Here is a 14,651-nt window from a genome sequence, read left to right as displayed (position 1 = left end):
GTCAGACCTCCTCGACCCGAACGGCGGAGCCGTAGACGACGATCTCGGCGGTCCCTCCCAGGACATAGGAGGTGGAAAAGCGGATACAGAGGATCGCGTTCGCGCCGGCCGCCTCCGCCTCCGCCTCCATCCGGTCGACCGCCTGTTCCCGCGCCTCGGCCATCATCTTCGTGTACTCCTGAATCTCGCCGCCCACGATCGTCTTCAGGCCGGCGAGAATGTCGCGGCCCAGGTGGCGCGCCCGGATCGTGCTGCCGCGGACGAGGCCGAATTCCTCGACGATCCGGTGTCCGGCGAGGTCGTTTCGGGAGGTGAGGATCATCGGACCACGTCCTTGTAGGGGTCTTTCTTCTGCATGAACAGGCGCTCGCGAACGACGGAGACGAACAGGATCACGAAGCCGGCGATCAGCGCGAGCATGCTCCAGCGAATGTACGCGGGCATCGTCGTGTCCCGAATCAGTTCACTCACGGCGGTCCACAGCGCCCACGTCCCCACGATGATCGTTCCCAGCGAGACCAGGACCCAGCCGATGCCGCGTTCGAGCCGGCGATAGACGTGTTCCCAGTAACTGTCCCAGGTTTCCTCCGGCGGCTTCAGCGGAGCCATGGTGTCGGTGACCTCCTTCAGGCGCTGGTATGACGCCAGTTCGTCGCGAAGACCCGGGTTCTCTTCGAGCGCGGACTCGAGTTCGCGCCGTCCCTCTCCCGAAATCTCCCGGTCCAGTTCGGCCATCATCAGATGGCGCACCCGCTCGTCCCCCGGCGGATGCACGTTTCTCTCACTCATCGCCCGCACCTCCCCCCTGGCCGGGGCGCGTTCCCGTCGCCTCCATCTCACGCGCGAGAGACCGCCGCGCCCGATAGAGGCGCGACATCACCGTGCCGATGGGGATTCCCAGCAACTCGGCGATCTCGCGGTAACGAAGTTCCTCAAACTCGCGCAGGACGAGCGTCTCCCGTTCCCGCTCGGGCAGGCGTTCGATGGCCGCGCCGACCTGTTCGCGCAGTTCCGAACGCATCACCGCCTGATCGGGGCTGAGCGGGCGCCGCCCCATCGTCGTGTCCGTAAGCCAGCTGCCCGCCTTCTCGAGTTTCAGGCGGTGCAGCCGCTGGTCTCGCGTATGGTTGAAACAGAGGCGTCGGATGATCTGGTACAGCCAGGGGAAGAAGGGACGTTCGGGGTCGATCCTGGCGCGCGCGCGGAACGCCCTGGCGAAGGCCTCCTGAGAGAGGTCCAGGGCATCGTCGTGGTTTCCGACGAGGCCGAGCGCGGTATAGTAGGCACGTTGCATGTATCGTGTGACGAGTTCGCCGAAGGCCGCACGCTCGCCGCGCTGCGCGCGAAGAACGAGCATCCGGTCGGTTGCCTCCGAGCTGTTCAATGATGGCTCCCATGGTCGCGGGCACCTGCGTGAACCTGTGGTGACTGTTCGCCTCGCGAGGGTTACCCGAAGCCGCGGAGTTTATTTCGCGGATCAAGGAATCGAGAGACAGGATGGACGAGTTTCCCGCCAGAGCAACCCTGCATCCCGAAATCGTTCCCTCCCGATGGACGCTCATGCGCGACGTGGCCGTCTTCCAGCTGAAACTGCTCCTCGATGGGCTGAGGGATGCGTTGCTGCTGCCGATCTCGCTCTTCGTCGCCCTCCTCGACGTGCTCGGAATCGGGCCCCGGGCGGGCCGACAGTTCTACGCGCTGCTGGAGTGGGGGCGCCGGACGGAGTACTGGATCAACCTGTTCGGCGCCACCGACCACGTCCGCGCCCTGACGTCGTCCCCGCGGCCCGGGGTCGATGCGCTCGTCGACCGCCTGGAGCGGCTGGCGGTGCAGGAGTACGAAAGGGGCGGGATCACGGCCTCGACGAAGGACGCCGTGGACCGCGCCCTCGACCACCTCACGAGGCGCGGACCTTCCGACCGCGATCCTCCCGGGCCGCTGCCGTGAGCCGGCGTTCGGCCGAAAGCGCGTGCGCTTCCAGTCCCTCCAGTCGGGCGAGCGCGGCGGTGTCGCGCAGCAGGTCCTCGTAGGCGTCATCTTCCGCCGAAAGCGCCAGCCACGTCGGTCGCCGCAGGAACGAGAACACGGAGAGCCCGGAGTCGAACGCCGCCGCGCCCGATGTGGGAAGCGTGTGGTTCGGTCCGGCTCCGTAGTCACCGGCCGCCTCGGGCGTGGCCGCCCCCAGGAAGAGCGATCCGAAGCGGTCGACGCGGCGGGCAAGCGACTCGGCGAGGTCGCCGTGCAGGTGCAGGTGCTCCGGGGCGACCGCGTCGCAGATGGCGGCGGCCTCGTCGGGGCTGGCCGCGAGGAGGGCGCCGCCGGCCGCCAGGGCCTGGCGCGCGATCGGCGCGGTCGGCAGCGCGGCCAACTGCCGCTCGGCCTCTTCGCGGACGGCCTCGACGGTCGCTTCGTCGAAGGCGCACAGAAGCGGCACGGCGTCGGGGTCGTGCTCGGCCTGGGCGAGCAGGTCGGCCGCGACGCGGGCGGGCGCGGCATCCGGCGAGGCGACGACGAGCAGCTCGGACGGCCCGGCGATGGTGTCGAGGCCGACCCGGCCGTAGAGGAGGCGCTTGGCCGCCGTGACGAACCGGTTGCCCGGCCCCACGATCTTCTCGCAGCGGTCGACGCCTCCGACGCCGAAGGCGAGCGCGCCGATCGCCTGCGCGCCGCCGATGGCCAGCAGGCCGTCCGCGCCGGCGATGAACGCCGCGGCCCGGACCGCCGCGGTCGGGCGCGGCGATGCCGCCCAGACGCCGCCCACGCCCGCCACCCTCGCGGGGATGGCGGTCATGAGCACCGAGGACGGGAGGGGGAAGCGCCCCCCGGGCGCGTAGCAGCCGGCCGCTCCGACGGGCACGAGCCGATGGCCGCCGCGGCCGCCCGCGACCGGCGTGTCGAGGTCGGTCGCGGATGCCCGCTGGGCCTCCGCGAACGTCCGGATCCGGTCGGCCACGCGGCGCAGCAACTCGCGGTCGTCGGCGTGCAGTGCCTCCGTCGCGCGCTTGAGCGCCGCCCGGTCGAGGAGCAGGTCGTCGCCCGGCTCGAGGTCGCCGAGCCGCTCGGCATGCTCGCGAAGCGCCGGCTCTCCGCGCCGCTCGACATCGTCCAGGATCGTCCGCGCGACCTCGAGCGCCGCCGGATCGAGCGCCGGCGAGCGCACCGCCCGCACGGCCTCCTCGAGGCCGATCGGCGGCAGGATCGCGCCCGCCGCCGCCGCCGCGGGCGCCCGGTCCCTCCGCCCGGTCGGCCCTTCCGGCGGCCTGGGGACCCGACGGCGCACCTTGAGGGCGCGCCGCTGGAGTTCGACACGCACGTCGTCGAGGGAACCGCCGGCCTTCACGAGCCGCGTGAGGGCGAAGTAGTACAGGTCCGCGAACTCCGCCACCGCGTCCGCCTTCGATCCGGCTTCCGCCAGTTCGCGCGCTTCCTCGACGAGCTTCCCCCGCATCAACTCGGGATCCCCGGCGAGTCGCGCGGTCAGCGAGCCCGGCTCCGGATCGGCGAGCCGCTCGCGGAGGCGGGTCTCGAGGTCGGACAGACCCATGCCCGACAGGGGCGGCAGCGCGGCCGACCCCCGGGACGGCGCCGCGTCGAAACACGTCGGGGCGCCCGTGTGACAGAAGCCGGTCCCGTGCTGTCGCACCGTGAAGCGCAGCGTGTCGCGGTCACAGTCCGGCGCCACGCGGACGAGTTCCTGCGTGGCGCCGGATGTCTCGCCCTTCCTCCAGAGTCCCCGTGAGCGGCTCTGGTAGACGCCCCGCCGTTCCCTGACGGCGGTGCGCAGGCTCTCCGCGCTCGACCAGGCGAGCCCGAGCGCGCGCCCGGCCGTGTCCTCGACCAGCGTCGCCCACAACCCGTCGGCCCGGTCGGACTTCAGCGGAGCCGAGATGGCGTCGGCCAGATCCATGCGCCCGCTGTAGATCGCCATCCCCACCTGCGCGTCCGCGCCCATTCGGTCCAGCGCCGCGATCTCCGCAACCTCGCGGACGCCGCCCGCCACCGTCACGCGCGCGGATCCGGCGGCCGCGACGAGGGCGGATACGCGATCCAGCGGAATTCCCTCCAGGGTGCCTTCGACCTCCACGAAGGTGACCAGGTAGCCGTCCGCGAGGCCGTCGAGCTCCTCCATGCGCCCGAGCACGTCGCGGCCCGTCCCGCGCCGCCAGCCTTCCACGACGACCTCGCCGTCGCGCGCGTCGAGCGCCGCGATCACGCGTTCCGCGGGAAGTCCGCCCAGCACCTCGGGCGTCGCGGCCGTGCCCAGGATCACGCGCCGCGCACCCGCGTCGAGCCAGTCGAGCGCCGCCTCGCGGGACCGAATGCCGCCGCCCACCCGACACGGCGCGAGCCGGAGCAGTTCGCGGATCAGGGCGGCGTTGTCTCCGCGGCCGAGCGCCGCGTCGAGGTCGATGATCGCGACTTCCCCCGCCACGGCGAACCTCTCGGCGAGAGGCCGCGGGTCGCCGGCATCGATCTCAAGCGTCGAGCCCTGACGAAGCTGCACGGCCCGGCCGCCCATGAGGTCGATGGATGGGATGATCATCGGCGCACCGCGACCCCGAGCTGCTGCAGCCGATCCTTGAGTCGGCCGATCGACCAGTCGCCCTGATGGAAGATCGACGCCGCCAGAACCGCGTCGGCTCCCGCCTCGACCGCCGCGCACATGTGACCCGCATGGGCTCCCCCGCCCGAAGCGACGATCGGCACCGGCACGGCTTCCCGGATGACGCCGATCAGGGCCAGATCGTAGCCGCTCCGCGTACCGTCGCGGTCGAAGCTCGTGAGGAGGATCTCGCCCGCGCCCAGCTCCGCCGCCTGGCGGCTCCACTCCGCGGCATCGACGCCCGTGCGCCGGCTTCCCGAGTGTGTCAGAACCTCGAAGCCGCTCGCACACGTCTCGTCCGACGTCGCGCCGCCGTCGAGGGCCAAAACCGCGCACTGGGCCCCGAACCGGGTCGCGATCTCCGACAGGAGTTCCGGCCGCTCGACCGCCGCCGTGTTCACCGCCACCCGGTCCGCCCCCGCCTCCAGCAGGGCGCCCGCGTCTTCCGCCGTCCGCACGCCGCCGCCGACCGTGAGCGGAATCGAGATCTCGTCCCGCACGCGCCCCACCGTCTCGAACCGGGCCACTCTTCCCTCCGCCGTAGCCGAGACATCGAGGATCACGAGTTCGTCCGCCCCTTCGCGCTCGTAGCGCCGCGCGAGCCGGGCGGGGTCGCCCTGATCCGCGAGGTTGTCGAAACGGACGCCCTTGACGACCCTTCCGTCCCTCACGTCCAGGCACGGAATGACCCGAACGTTCAGCATGCCGCCGCGAGCGTGGGCCGTTGCGCGCGCGGTTCGAACGCCGCCGCCGCGCCCGGCGATTCGTCAAGCCATCGCTTCAGGAGGCCCGCGCCGACCTTCCCCGACAACTCCGGGTGGAACTGGCAGGCGAGGACTCCGCCGCGCTCCAGCCCCGCCACGAAGCGGCTTCCGTGCCGCCCCATCGCGGCGGTCCAGCCCGCGGGACCCGCTTCGAGCCCGTAGGAGTTGGCGAAGTAGACGACGGATGATCGCAGGAACACGGTCCCGGCCGGGGCCGCGACGCGGTTCCAGCCCAACTGGGGGACGCGGCAGCTCTCCGCCAGCCGGACCACGCGGCCCGGTACGCACCCGAGACCGGCGGTGCCCGGCGCTTCCTCGCTCTCCTCGCACAGGAGTTGAAGTCCGAGACAGATGGCGAGCGTCGGCCGTCCCTGCTCCACGCGTCCGCGGACGGCCTCCGCCCAGCCACGCCGGCGAAGCTCCGCCATGCCTCCGGCGAACGACCCCACGCCCGGAAGGACGACGTAATCGGCGCTCGATATTCCCGTGGCGGAATCCAGCAGCCGCGGGGCTCTCCCCAGGCGCCGGAAAGCGGCCGCCACCGCCTCGAGATTCGCCACGCCCGTCGGAACGATCCCGACATCTTCCGGGCCCGTTGCCATCCGCGCGGCGCTCATTGAGGCAACCCGGCCGATTCGAGCACGCCCTTCGTGCTCGGAACTCCGGCCGCCGAGCGCTCCGCGACCGCGTCGGCGAGGGCGAGACCGAACGCCTTGAAGGCGGCCTCCGCGCGATGGTGGTCGTTGTCGCCGCGGATCACATCCAGGTGAAGCGTCAGGCCTCCCGATGTCGCGAGCGAGGCGAAGAAGTGGGAGAGATTCTCGGTCGCGACCGTCCCCAGCATCTCGCGCCGCAGGCCGAGGTCCACGCTGGCGAAGGGACGCCCGGAAAGGTCCACGACCGCCCGGGCGAGCGCCTCGTCGAGAGGCGCGTAGGCGTACCCGAAGCGCCGAACCCCCCGCCGGTCCCCGAGCGCTTCGCGGATGACCGAACCGAAGACGAGCCCGCAGTCTTCCACCGTGTGGTGGTCGTCGATGTCGAGGTCGCCCTGCGCCCGCAGATCCAGCGTCATGCCGCCGTGAAAGACCGCGGCGCCGATCATGTGGTCGAGAAACGGCAGCCCGGTATCGACGCGGCTGCGTCCCCGGCGGTCCAGGTCCAGCCGGGCTTCGATGCGGGTCTCGAGCGTGCGCCGGGACCGTTCTCCCACCCGCCCGTTGGCCGGGAGACTCTCTCCCGAGTTCGCATTCGAGTTCGCATTCATGGGAATCCCCTTCACGAGATGTGTCCAAACGTCGAGTCGAGCGCACGGAGGAGGTGGCGGAACGTCGCCTCTTCCCCCGGAAGCGTGATCCGGACCAGGTCCGGGAAGTTCGGAAAGCGTCGGATGGCGACGCCCCGTTGCCGAAAGCCGCGGTGCAGGGCGGCGGCGCGGTCGGTGGAGGCGAGCACGAAGTTCGCCTGCGACTCGAAGGGCTCGGCCCCTGACGCGCGCAGCGCCGAGACGAGCCGCCCGCGCTCGCGGCGCACGGCGGCCACGTACGTCGCGGTGACCCGGTCGCCCAACCCCAGCGCCTGCTCCGCCAACCAGATGGAGGGGCCCGCAAGAGGGAAGGGCGCGCCGCCGGCGCGGAGGTCCGCGATCGCCGCGCGCGGGCCCAGCACGAAACCCGTGCGAAGCCCCGCGAGGCCCCACGCCTTGGACAGCGTCCGTACGACGAGGACGTTGTCGCGCTGCAGCAGTTCCCGCGTCGGGTCGCGGTCGGCGAACTCGACGTACGCCAGATCGACGAGCAGCGCGGCGTTCGCCGGCAGGCCGTCGGCGATGGCGAGGATTCGCTCGACCGGGGCCACCGTTCCCGTGGGGTTGTGCGGCGAGATTACGGCGACCAGCCCCGTCCGTTCCCCTACCCGGTCGAGGATCGGCCCGAGAGGCGCGGGGTCGTCAAGCGTGGGTATCGACCGCACCCGTCCGCCCGCGAGCGCCGCGAAGGCCGGGATCATCTCGAACGTGGGAGTCACGGTGATCATCTCCCGCCCGCCGGCGAGCCAGCGGCGGCACACGCGGTCGATCGCGTCATCCGCTCCCGCCGTGACCAGGACGCGGTCGGCTTCCAGGTCCCAGGCTTCGCCGAGGGACGCCTCCAGGCCGGCGGCCTCCGGATACCGCGTCAGGGCACTCGCCGGCACCTGCGAGAGGAGACGGACGAGTTCCGGCGCGGGGAACAGGCGCTCGTTGTGATCGAGCCGGAGCCGTTCGCTCGGTGGTGCGGCCACCGTCAGCCCGCTCATGCGACGATCTGCCCCGGCGTCGTCACGACGAGATCGGTGCCGCCTCGCGCCTTCACGCGCGGGATCAGGCCCGGAAGCGCCTCGCGCAGCACCGCGACCCGGATGGCGTAGCCCTCTTCGCCGTGCAGACGCGACACCGTCGGCTTGCGCATGCAGGGGAGCACGGCCACCAGGCCATCCAGCCGCGCCGCGTCCACGTTGACTTCAAGCATGACCCGCTGCCGGGCCTCCACCACCGACTTCAGCACCACGACCAGGTCCTCGATGCGCTCGCGGTGCCGTGGGTCCTCGAGCGCCCGCGGATTCGCGTAGAGGCGGGTCGATGAAGTCATGAGTTCGTCGACGATCTCGAGCCCGTTGGCGTCGAGCGTTGCGCCCGTCGCGGTGTTGTCGACGATGACGTCGGCGTCCTCCGGCGGGAACACCTCCGTCGCGCCGTACGACCGCACGAGCGTCGCGTCGAGTTCCCGATCTTCGATCCAGCGCGAGGAGAGCCGCGCGTATTCGGACGCGACCGTGAGGTGGCCGGCGGCACGCAGTCCCGCCCCGGCGATCCGCGACGGAGCGGCCGCCACGACGCGCACGGGGTCGAGCCCCGTGTCCAGAAGCTCGACCAGCGATCCGTTCAGTTCCGCCACCCAGTCGGCCCCCGCGAATCCCAGGTCGCGGGATCCCGCGTGCAGCATCTCCACGACGTTCTGCGGCTTGAGCAACTTGGCGCCGAAACCGGGGACCGAGATGACCGGGCGGTAGCGGCGCTCCCCGAGATCCACCCGCACGCCGGCGGCGGTCAGCAGTTCGAGTACGCCGGACTGCATCCGCCCCTTCGGCAGGGCGAGTCTTGTCGTTTTGTGGTTCATGTCCTGGGCTCGGGAGGCCGAGGCCGGAGGGGAGGGCAGCGACAAAAAAAGCCGGCCACCCCGGGCCGGCATCGATCGTTCGCAATCTGTGTTCAGGTTACAGCTAGACGATCACCGGCCTCCGCGCACGCGGTGGTAGTAATAATGGCCAAAATACGGATGGGTGTTCGTCATGGGCGCGGAGGATCGCATCGCGCCGTTAGCTTGTCAAGCCGCCGACGCGGCGGGCTTCCGCCACGGCCCGCCGGGACATTCCACCTCGACCCCGGGGAAACCATGACCGAACCTCCGGCCGCCAGCCCCCGGCCCCCGACGCCGGCGCAGAGCCGGGAGACCCGCGCGCGCGTCGCGCCGTGGATCGAACGCACGCCGGTGAGACGCTGGATTCCCGACCCCGGCGTCGCCTCGCTGCCCGCGGGCGTCGAGCTCTTTCTCAAGCTGGAACTCTTCCAGCGCACGGGTTCCTACAAGGTCCGGGGCGCCCTGAACAATGTCCTCTGCGCGGACGCGGAGACGCTGCGGCGAGGCGTCACGGCCGTGAGCGCCGGGAACCATGCCATTTCCGTGGCTTACGCCGCTCGGGCCGCCGGCACGAGCGCCAAGGTCGTCATGCTGTCCTCCGCCAACCCCGCCCGCGTCGCGCGCTGCCGGAACTTCGGGGCGGTGATCGAGTTCGCGGACGACGGGGCGAGCGGATTCGCGCGCATGGAGGAGATTGCCCGGGAGGAGGGTCGGCTCGGGATCCACCCGTTCGAGGGGGAGGCGACGGTGTTCGGCACGTCGACCGTAGGTCTCGAGGTCGCGGAACAGCTTCCCGACCTCGAGGCGCTCGTCGTCCCCATTGGGGGCGGAGGTCTCATCTCCGGCACAGCGAGCATCGTGAAACAGCTTGCGCCCGCGTGCAGGGTCTACGGCGTGGAGCCCGTCGGCGCCGACTCCATGCGGCGCAGCCTCGATGCGGGCGAGCCGGTCGCGCTCGATCGCATCGACACGATCGCGGACAGCCTCGGCGCTCCGCACGCGGCGCCGTACAGCTTCGGACTCGTGCAGCGCTACGTGGATGACGTGGTGCTCGTGGACGACGACGCGATGCGCTCCGCCCTGAAAGCGCTGTTCCTCGACGCGAAACTGGTCGCCGAACCCGCCTCCGCCGCTCCGCTGGCGGCAGCGTGCGGTCCCCTCCGTGAGAGGCTGGAAGGCCGTCGCGTCGGCCTCGTCCTCTCCGGCTCGAACATCGATCTGGACACCTTCGGAACGCACCTGCGGGCGGCCGACTGATCCGGGAACCTTTTTCCCACCCGGAGCGTCCAAGACCATGTGAAACGCAAGAGAGGCAGGAAAGGCAGGAGAAGGATCTGGCGGAGGCTGGGGATCCTGGCCGCCGTCGTCGCGGCGGGCTGGCTCGGGTATCTCGGCTTCGAGACGAAGGTCGTGCGCGACTTCGAAGCGATCGACGCGGTCTCCCCGACCCGCGTCGTCGCTCGGCCGCTGGTCCTCCGTCCGGGCGACCGCGTGGAGCCTCGTCAGGTGGCAAGCCATCTGGCGCGCATCGGTTACCGCTCCGTTTCGAAGCGCACGCCGGACCGCGGAGAATTCGCGTGGCGCGGCGGAGAACTGAGGCTCGGCCGGCGCCCGCTGCGCCTGGGCGGCTACATGGATCCCGGCGGTACGGTGCGCGTCCGGTTTCGCGGTTATGCCGGCGCGGGTCGCGTGACATCGATTCGGGACGCGGACGGGCAGGACCTCGCGACGCTCATCCTGGATCCCGAAGTCATCGGTACCGTGCCCGGCGAGCACGGCCGGGACCGCATCCCGGTACGGCTCGAAGAAGTCCCCGGCCATCTGATCGACGCCCTTCTCACAGTGGAGGACCGCCGCTTCTACGAACACGGCGCGCTGGATCCCCGCCGCATCGCGGGCGCCGTGCTCTCGAACCTGCGCCAGGGGCGGATCGCCGAGGGCGGCAGCACCCTCACCCAGCAACTCGCGCGCACGCTCTTCCTGTCGACCGACCGCACGCTGCTGCGGAAGGTCCGCGAGGCGGCCATCGCCGTGGCCCTGGAGAGGCGGTTCTCCAAGCGGCGTCTCCTCGAAGCGTACGTGAACCACATCTACCTCGGGCAGGACCGAGGCGTGGCGATTCACGGCTTCGGCCGAGCGGCGCCGTTTTTCTTCGACCGGGACGTCTCGCAGTTGACGCTGGGGCAGGCCGCGATGCTCGTGGGGATCATTCGAGGTCCCAGCATGTACGCCCCGCACCGGCACCCGGAGCGCGCCCGGGCCCGGCGGGACATGGTCCTGCGGCAGATGCACGCGCTCGGACATATCGACGCGGACCGGCTGAACGCCGAACTCGAAACGCGTCTGACCCTCAGCTCTCCGCCGGAGCGGCGAGCCGATGCCCGCTGGTACCTGGACTTCCTGCGGCGAGATCTGGGGTCCGGAGCACGTCCGCTGAGTCTGGATGGCGCGGGCCTGACCGTCGTGTCGTCGCTGGAGCCGGAGATCCAGCGAGCGGCGGAGCTGGCCGTGTCGGAAGGAATCCGCACGCTCGAGCGCACCCGTCCCCGCCTCACGGAGCAGACGGGGCCTCTGCAGGCGGCGCTCGTGGCCCTCGACCCGCGGAGCGGCGACATCCTGGCGATGGTCGGCGGACGCGCCTACGGCACGTCGCAGTTCAATCGCGCCGCGGATGCGCTGCGTCAGCCGGGAAGCGCCTTCAAGCCGATCGTGGCGCTGGCCGCATTGGATCCGCGGGCGGACGCCCCGTTCACCCTGGCTTCCACCCTGCGGGATGAGCCGCTGGCGCTCGACACGCCGGCGGGGATGTGGCGACCCTCCAACGCGGACCGCGAGTTCCTCGGGCCCGTGAGGTTGCGCGACGCGCTCGAGGGGTCGCGCAACGTGCCGTTCGCCCGTCTGGGACTCGCCGTCGGTCCCGAGAGGATCGTGGAGACCGCGCAACGACTGGGTGTCGAGAGTCCTCTGGCCCCGTATCCGAGTCTCGCCCTCGGAGCCTCGGAGGTGACGCTCCTCGAGCTGACGGCGGCCTATGCGGTGCTGGCGGCGGAGGGAAGGCGGGCGCCTCCGCGCGCCGCGCGCGCCGTTCTGGGTCGAGAGGGCGAGGCCATCCGACCGGCCGAGCTTCGCCGTGAGGCCGTGATCAGCCCGGCGGAGGCGTACCTCGTGACGTCCGCCCTGCGCGGGGTGGTGGAGCGCGGCACCGGGAGCGGTGTGCGCGCGGCCGGGTACAGGGGCCCCATCGCGGCGAAGTCCGGGACCACGAACGGCTCGCGCGATGCCTGGTTCGTCGGCTACACGCCGGAACTGGCCGTCGGCGTCTGGGTGGGCTTCGACGACGGGACGCGGCTGGGCCTGTCCGGGTCGCGTGCCGCCCAGCCGATCTTCACGGATTTTCTCATCCGGGTCCTCGGACCCGGCGGCGGATCCGACTTCCGGTTTCCCGAAGGCGTGGAATGGGTCGAGGTCGAGCCTCGGACCGGTCTGCGCGCCGGGTGGGGATGTCGGGGCCAGCCCGAACTCTTCCTCGCCGGCACGGCGCCGGAGGCCTCCTGCGGATATCCGATGCGGGGATGGCGACGAGGAAGTCCGTGGCGTACGTCGCCGAGGCGGTGAGCCGGCCCGGCTGGCTGCCGGGCCTCGCGGGCCACGCCTGCTAGTCGTGTCTGTGGTCGCGACGCCCCTGGTGAAACACGACGTGAAGCAGCGACCCCGCGACGAAGGCCTGGTAGAGTTCGATGGCCCCGTGCCCATCCGGGAGTATCTCCGTGCCCGCCGCGAACCCGATCGTCGTCGCCACGAGGATCGCTCCGACCCCCGCCATGGCCGCGGCGACGCCGTGCCGAGGCTCGAGCAGCCACCAGATCAGTAGCCCCACGGCGACCCGATGCAGGATGACGGCGACGGCGAACGGAGCACTCGCCGTGGCCGGCGTCAGCGCGCCGCCCTCCAACAGCGCGTGCACGGCGATCGACAACACGCCCAGGACGATGGCGAGGTCGTCCGTGTGCCGCGCCAGCGAACGGGAGATCTTCTCGATGGCATAGAGAACGCCCGCTCCCAACAGGACCGCGATGAGGGGTGCGACGTGGCGCTCGGCCCAGGCGTGTGGGAGGACATGAAAGGCGACCAGCACCGGAAGGATCCACAGGACGACGGCATCGATCGCACGAATCGTGCTTGGGCGATTGTGCAGCCAGATGTAGAGCAGGACGCCGACAACCGGCGCCAGCAGCGCAGCGATGAACGAAGTCAATTCAGACCGCGTCCGCGATGTGCCGGGAGCGGCCTGCTACGGCGTCAGCGGCTCTCGTAGACCGACAGATTGCCTGCCGCGTCGAACTCGATCACGTCGTAGGGATCGACGCGGTCCCCGAACTCCATGCCCGGGGAGCCTATCGGCATCCCGGGCACCGCGAGCCCGTGCGCGGCGGGCTTCTCGGCGAGGAACCGGGCGATGACGTCCGCGGGGATGTGGCCCTCGAACACGTAGTCGCCCACAAGCGCCGTGTGGCATGTCTGCATCTGCAGCGGGACTCCCGCGTCGAGCTTCACGCGGATGAGGTCCGCGTCATCCATGTCGAGGACGTCGAGTTCGAACCCGGCCTCCCGCATGTGGTCCACCCAGAGGGCGCAGCACCCGCAGGTGGGAGACTTGTAGACCGTGATCGTCGGGGTCTCGGCGATGGTCGCCGCCAACGTCGCATCGACCATTGCCATCGAGGGGGTCGCGGCCGCGCCTCCGCTCTCCCCCGCCGCTTCCGGCGCGCACCCGCCGACGAGCAGCGCCAGCCCGAGCGGGGCCAATCCGACGCCCATCTTTCTGAACTTTCCGTTCAACATCACCGCTCCCGGTTCGATTCCTGCCGCTCCATCCCCCAAGTTATCCGTGAGGAGGCTGCCACGGTACCGTTACGATACCATTCTGCGCGGCCTCGTGCGGCGACCGCGCGCGCAGGTGCAGGTGCCACGCGGGTGCGAGAGCCCCGCGGGTGGCGGCAATAGCTTGAGAGAGGCGACGCTTGATGGAGAGACTGTCACAACTGTGGACCGAGGTGGTCGCCTTCACGGCTCCGCGCTGGCTGCCCAGCCTGATCGTCATCGCGGTCGCCGGCCTCGTCTACCTCGTGGCGCTCATGGTGCTGGGCCGCGCGCAGAGACACTGGGTTACCCGGACCGCGACGCAACTCGACGATCTGGCCGTGCGTCTGCTCCGCCAGGCTCTCCTGCTCTCGAGCGGAGCACTGGCGGTCTGGCGCCTGCTCGAAATCTGGGCCCTGCCCACTGTGGCGCAGTGGGTCTATGCGATCTGGATCGGCGTCCTCTTCTTCCCGTTGAGCCGGTTCGTCGGCGACCTCCTGACCGCGGTCGAGACCGAGGTCGTCTCCCGCACCTCGACGCCGCTCGACAAGACCGCGCTCCCGATGGTCAACAACGCGATCCGCTTCCTGGTCATCGCCCTCGGTGTCGTCCTCGCGCTGGCCGAACTGGGCATCAACATCGCGCCTCTCCTCGCCGGCGCCGGCGTCATGGGCCTCGCCCTTTCGCTCGCCGCCAAGGACACGCTCTCCAACGTGATCGCCGGAGTGCTCCTCATCGTCGATCGCCCCTTCCAGGTCGGGGACCGGATCGAACTGTGGTCGGCTCCCAACGAGACGGGGTCCTGGGGCGACGTGATCGAGATCGGGCTCCGGGCCACGAAGATCCGGAATCCGGACAATCTCGTCATCGTCGTCCCGAACAATCAGATCATGCAGCGCGACATCATCAACTACACGATGTCCGGCGAGGACATCCGGCTCCGAATCCCCTTCTCGGTCGCGTACGAATCGGACATCGAGCGGGCGAAGTCACTGCTGGTGGACATCGCCCTGGGGGTCGAGGGGGTCAAGGACGATCCCGCGCCGATCGTCATCGCCCGGAGTTTCGGCCCGTCCGAGGTCAACCTCCAATTGCGCGTCTGGATCCTGGAGGCGAGGGCGAGGCGGCGGATCGCCGACGACATCAGCGAGAGGGCGCTCCCCGCCTTCGAAGAGGCGGGCGTGGAGATCCCCTACCCGAAGCGGGAACTCTTCATCCGGTCCGCGGATGGGCCAGCGGACGGAGCCTGAG

The 14,651-nt window shown here is 70.7% G+C and carries 15 protein-coding genes; 4 read left to right on the top strand and 11 right to left on the bottom strand.

Features of this window, described 5'->3' with window-relative positions; genetic code table 11:
* Nucleotide 1: 1 nt before the first annotated feature.
* From ACOGI9_RS11170 to ACOGI9_RS11160, 3 genes are read right to left on the bottom strand one after another with little or no spacing between them, the layout of a single operon-like run.
* Nucleotides 2-322: a YbjQ family protein gene (locus ACOGI9_RS11170; RefSeq protein WP_419857198.1), complete on the bottom strand. Its 321-nt coding sequence runs from the start codon at nt 320-322 to the stop codon at nt 2-4.
* Nucleotides 319-789: a hypothetical protein gene (locus tag ACOGI9_RS11165; protein ID WP_419857197.1), complete on the bottom strand. Its 471-nt coding sequence runs from the start codon at nt 787-789 to the stop codon at nt 319-321. Before ACOGI9_RS11165 ends, ACOGI9_RS11170 begins: the two co-directional genes overlap by 4 nt.
* A complete protein-coding gene (locus ACOGI9_RS11160) occupies nt 782-1,357 on the bottom strand; it encodes an RNA polymerase sigma factor (protein ID WP_419857196.1) in 576 nt (191 codons plus the stop codon). The genes ACOGI9_RS11165 and ACOGI9_RS11160 overlap by 8 nt, the downstream gene beginning before the upstream one ends.
* A gap of 140 nt (nt 1,358-1,497) precedes the next feature.
* Here ACOGI9_RS11160 and ACOGI9_RS11155 point away from each other — a divergent pair, with 140 nt between their 5' ends.
* Nucleotides 1,498-1,947: a hypothetical protein gene (locus ACOGI9_RS11155; RefSeq protein ID WP_419857195.1), complete on the top strand. Its 450-nt coding sequence runs from the start codon at nt 1,498-1,500 to the stop codon at nt 1,945-1,947.
* Here ACOGI9_RS11155 and hisD read toward each other — a convergent pair.
* From hisD to hisG, 6 genes are read right to left on the bottom strand one after another with little or no spacing between them, the layout of a single operon-like run.
* Nucleotides 1,898-4,543, bottom strand: a complete 2,646-nt coding sequence (hisD, locus tag ACOGI9_RS11150) for a histidinol dehydrogenase (RefSeq protein ID WP_419857194.1) — start codon at nt 4,541-4,543, stop codon at nt 1,898-1,900. The genes ACOGI9_RS11155 and hisD overlap by 50 nt on opposite strands.
* Nucleotides 4,540-5,307 carry an imidazole glycerol phosphate synthase subunit HisF gene (gene hisF, locus ACOGI9_RS11145; RefSeq protein WP_419857193.1) on the bottom strand — a complete coding sequence of 256 codons (768 nt, stop codon included), beginning with the start codon at nt 5,305-5,307 and terminating at the stop codon, nt 4,540-4,542. Before hisF ends, hisD begins: the two co-directional genes overlap by 4 nt.
* Nucleotides 5,301-5,969 carry an imidazole glycerol phosphate synthase subunit HisH gene (gene hisH / locus ACOGI9_RS11140; protein ID WP_419857192.1) on the bottom strand — a complete coding sequence of 223 codons (669 nt, stop codon included), beginning with the start codon at nt 5,967-5,969 and terminating at the stop codon, nt 5,301-5,303. Before hisH ends, hisF begins: the two co-directional genes overlap by 7 nt.
* Before the next feature lie 11 nt (nt 5,970-5,980).
* A complete protein-coding gene (gene hisB, locus ACOGI9_RS11135) occupies nt 5,981-6,631 on the bottom strand; it encodes an imidazoleglycerol-phosphate dehydratase HisB (protein WP_419859284.1) in 651 nt (216 codons plus the stop codon).
* An 11-nt stretch (nt 6,632-6,642) separates the two neighbouring features.
* Nucleotides 6,643-7,659, bottom strand: coding sequence for a pyridoxal phosphate-dependent aminotransferase (locus tag ACOGI9_RS11130; RefSeq protein ID WP_419857191.1), 1,017 nt, complete (start codon nt 7,657-7,659; stop codon nt 6,643-6,645).
* Nucleotides 7,656-8,519, bottom strand: coding sequence for an ATP phosphoribosyltransferase (gene hisG / locus ACOGI9_RS11125; protein ID WP_419857190.1), 864 nt, complete (start codon nt 8,517-8,519; stop codon nt 7,656-7,658). Before hisG ends, ACOGI9_RS11130 begins: the two co-directional genes overlap by 4 nt.
* Nucleotides 8,520-8,795: 276 nt before the next feature.
* Here hisG and ACOGI9_RS11120 point away from each other — a divergent pair, with 276 nt between their 5' ends.
* Together ACOGI9_RS11120 and ACOGI9_RS11115 are read left to right on the top strand one after the other, a co-directional pair.
* A complete protein-coding gene (locus ACOGI9_RS11120) occupies nt 8,796-9,797 on the top strand; it encodes a threonine ammonia-lyase (RefSeq protein WP_419857189.1) in 1,002 nt (333 codons plus the stop codon).
* Between the two features lie 39 nt (nt 9,798-9,836).
* Nucleotides 9,837-12,155 (top strand): transglycosylase domain-containing protein, encoded by a 2,319-nt coding sequence (locus ACOGI9_RS11115; protein ID WP_419857188.1) that lies wholly within the window; start codon nt 9,837-9,839, stop codon nt 12,153-12,155.
* A gap of 40 nt (nt 12,156-12,195) precedes the next feature.
* Here the strand turns inward: ACOGI9_RS11115 and ACOGI9_RS11110 are convergent, their stop codons facing one another.
* Together ACOGI9_RS11110 and ACOGI9_RS11105 are read right to left on the bottom strand one after the other, a co-directional pair.
* Nucleotides 12,196-12,795, bottom strand: a complete 600-nt coding sequence (locus ACOGI9_RS11110; RefSeq protein ID WP_419857187.1) for a hypothetical protein — start codon at nt 12,793-12,795, stop codon at nt 12,196-12,198.
* Nucleotides 12,796-12,839: 44 nt separating this feature from the next.
* Nucleotides 12,840-13,382, bottom strand: a complete 543-nt coding sequence (locus ACOGI9_RS11105; RefSeq protein WP_419857186.1) for a DUF411 domain-containing protein — start codon at nt 13,380-13,382, stop codon at nt 12,840-12,842.
* A gap of 182 nt (nt 13,383-13,564) precedes the next feature.
* Between ACOGI9_RS11105 and ACOGI9_RS11100 the strand changes: the two genes are divergently transcribed.
* Nucleotides 13,565-14,650 carry a mechanosensitive ion channel family protein gene (locus ACOGI9_RS11100; protein WP_419857185.1) on the top strand — a complete coding sequence of 362 codons (1,086 nt, stop codon included), beginning with the start codon at nt 13,565-13,567 and terminating at the stop codon, nt 14,648-14,650.
* Nucleotide 14,651: the final 1 nt, after the last annotated feature.

The sequence above is a fragment of the Candidatus Palauibacter irciniicola genome (genome assembly GCF_965208695.1).
Lineage (GTDB): Bacteria > Gemmatimonadota > Gemmatimonadetes > Palauibacterales > Palauibacteraceae > Palauibacter > Palauibacter irciniicola.
The sequence above is the reverse complement of the archived record's forward strand: the minus strand, read 5'-3'. Positions and strand labels throughout refer to the sequence as shown.

Excerpts from the sequence above, each read along its gene's own strand:
- ACOGI9_RS11170 (WP_419857198.1), bottom strand. The coding sequence starts at position 322 with ATGATCCTCACCTCCCGAAACGACCTCGCCGGACACCGGATCGTCGAG.
- ACOGI9_RS11165 (WP_419857197.1), bottom strand. The coding sequence starts at position 789 with ATGAGTGAGAGAAACGTGCATCCGCCGGGGGACGAGCGGGTGCGCCAT.
- ACOGI9_RS11160 (WP_419857196.1), bottom strand. The coding sequence starts at position 1,357 with ATGCTCGTTCTTCGCGCGCAGCGCGGCGAGCGTGCGGCCTTCGGCGAA.
- ACOGI9_RS11155 (WP_419857195.1), top strand. The coding sequence starts at position 1,498 with ATGGACGAGTTTCCCGCCAGAGCAACCCTGCATCCCGAAATCGTTCCC.
- hisD (WP_419857194.1), bottom strand. The coding sequence starts at position 4,543 with ATGATCATCCCATCCATCGACCTCATGGGCGGCCGGGCCGTGCAGCTT.
- hisF (WP_419857193.1), bottom strand. The coding sequence starts at position 5,307 with ATGCTGAACGTTCGGGTCATTCCGTGCCTGGACGTGAGGGACGGAAGG.
- hisH (WP_419857192.1), bottom strand. The coding sequence starts at position 5,969 with ATGGCAACGGGCCCGGAAGATGTCGGGATCGTTCCGACGGGCGTGGCG.
- hisB (WP_419859284.1), bottom strand. The coding sequence starts at position 6,631 with ATGAATGCGAACTCGAATGCGAACTCGGGAGAGAGTCTCCCGGCCAAC.
- ACOGI9_RS11130 (WP_419857191.1), bottom strand. The coding sequence starts at position 7,659 with ATGAGCGGGCTGACGGTGGCCGCACCACCGAGCGAACGGCTCCGGCTC.
- hisG (WP_419857190.1), bottom strand. The coding sequence starts at position 8,519 with ATGAACCACAAAACGACAAGACTCGCCCTGCCGAAGGGGCGGATGCAG.
- ACOGI9_RS11120 (WP_419857189.1), top strand. The coding sequence starts at position 8,796 with ATGACCGAACCTCCGGCCGCCAGCCCCCGGCCCCCGACGCCGGCGCAG.
- ACOGI9_RS11105 (WP_419857186.1), bottom strand. The coding sequence starts at position 13,382 with ATGTTGAACGGAAAGTTCAGAAAGATGGGCGTCGGATTGGCCCCGCTC.
- ACOGI9_RS11100 (WP_419857185.1), top strand. The coding sequence starts at position 13,565 with ATGGAGAGACTGTCACAACTGTGGACCGAGGTGGTCGCCTTCACGGCT.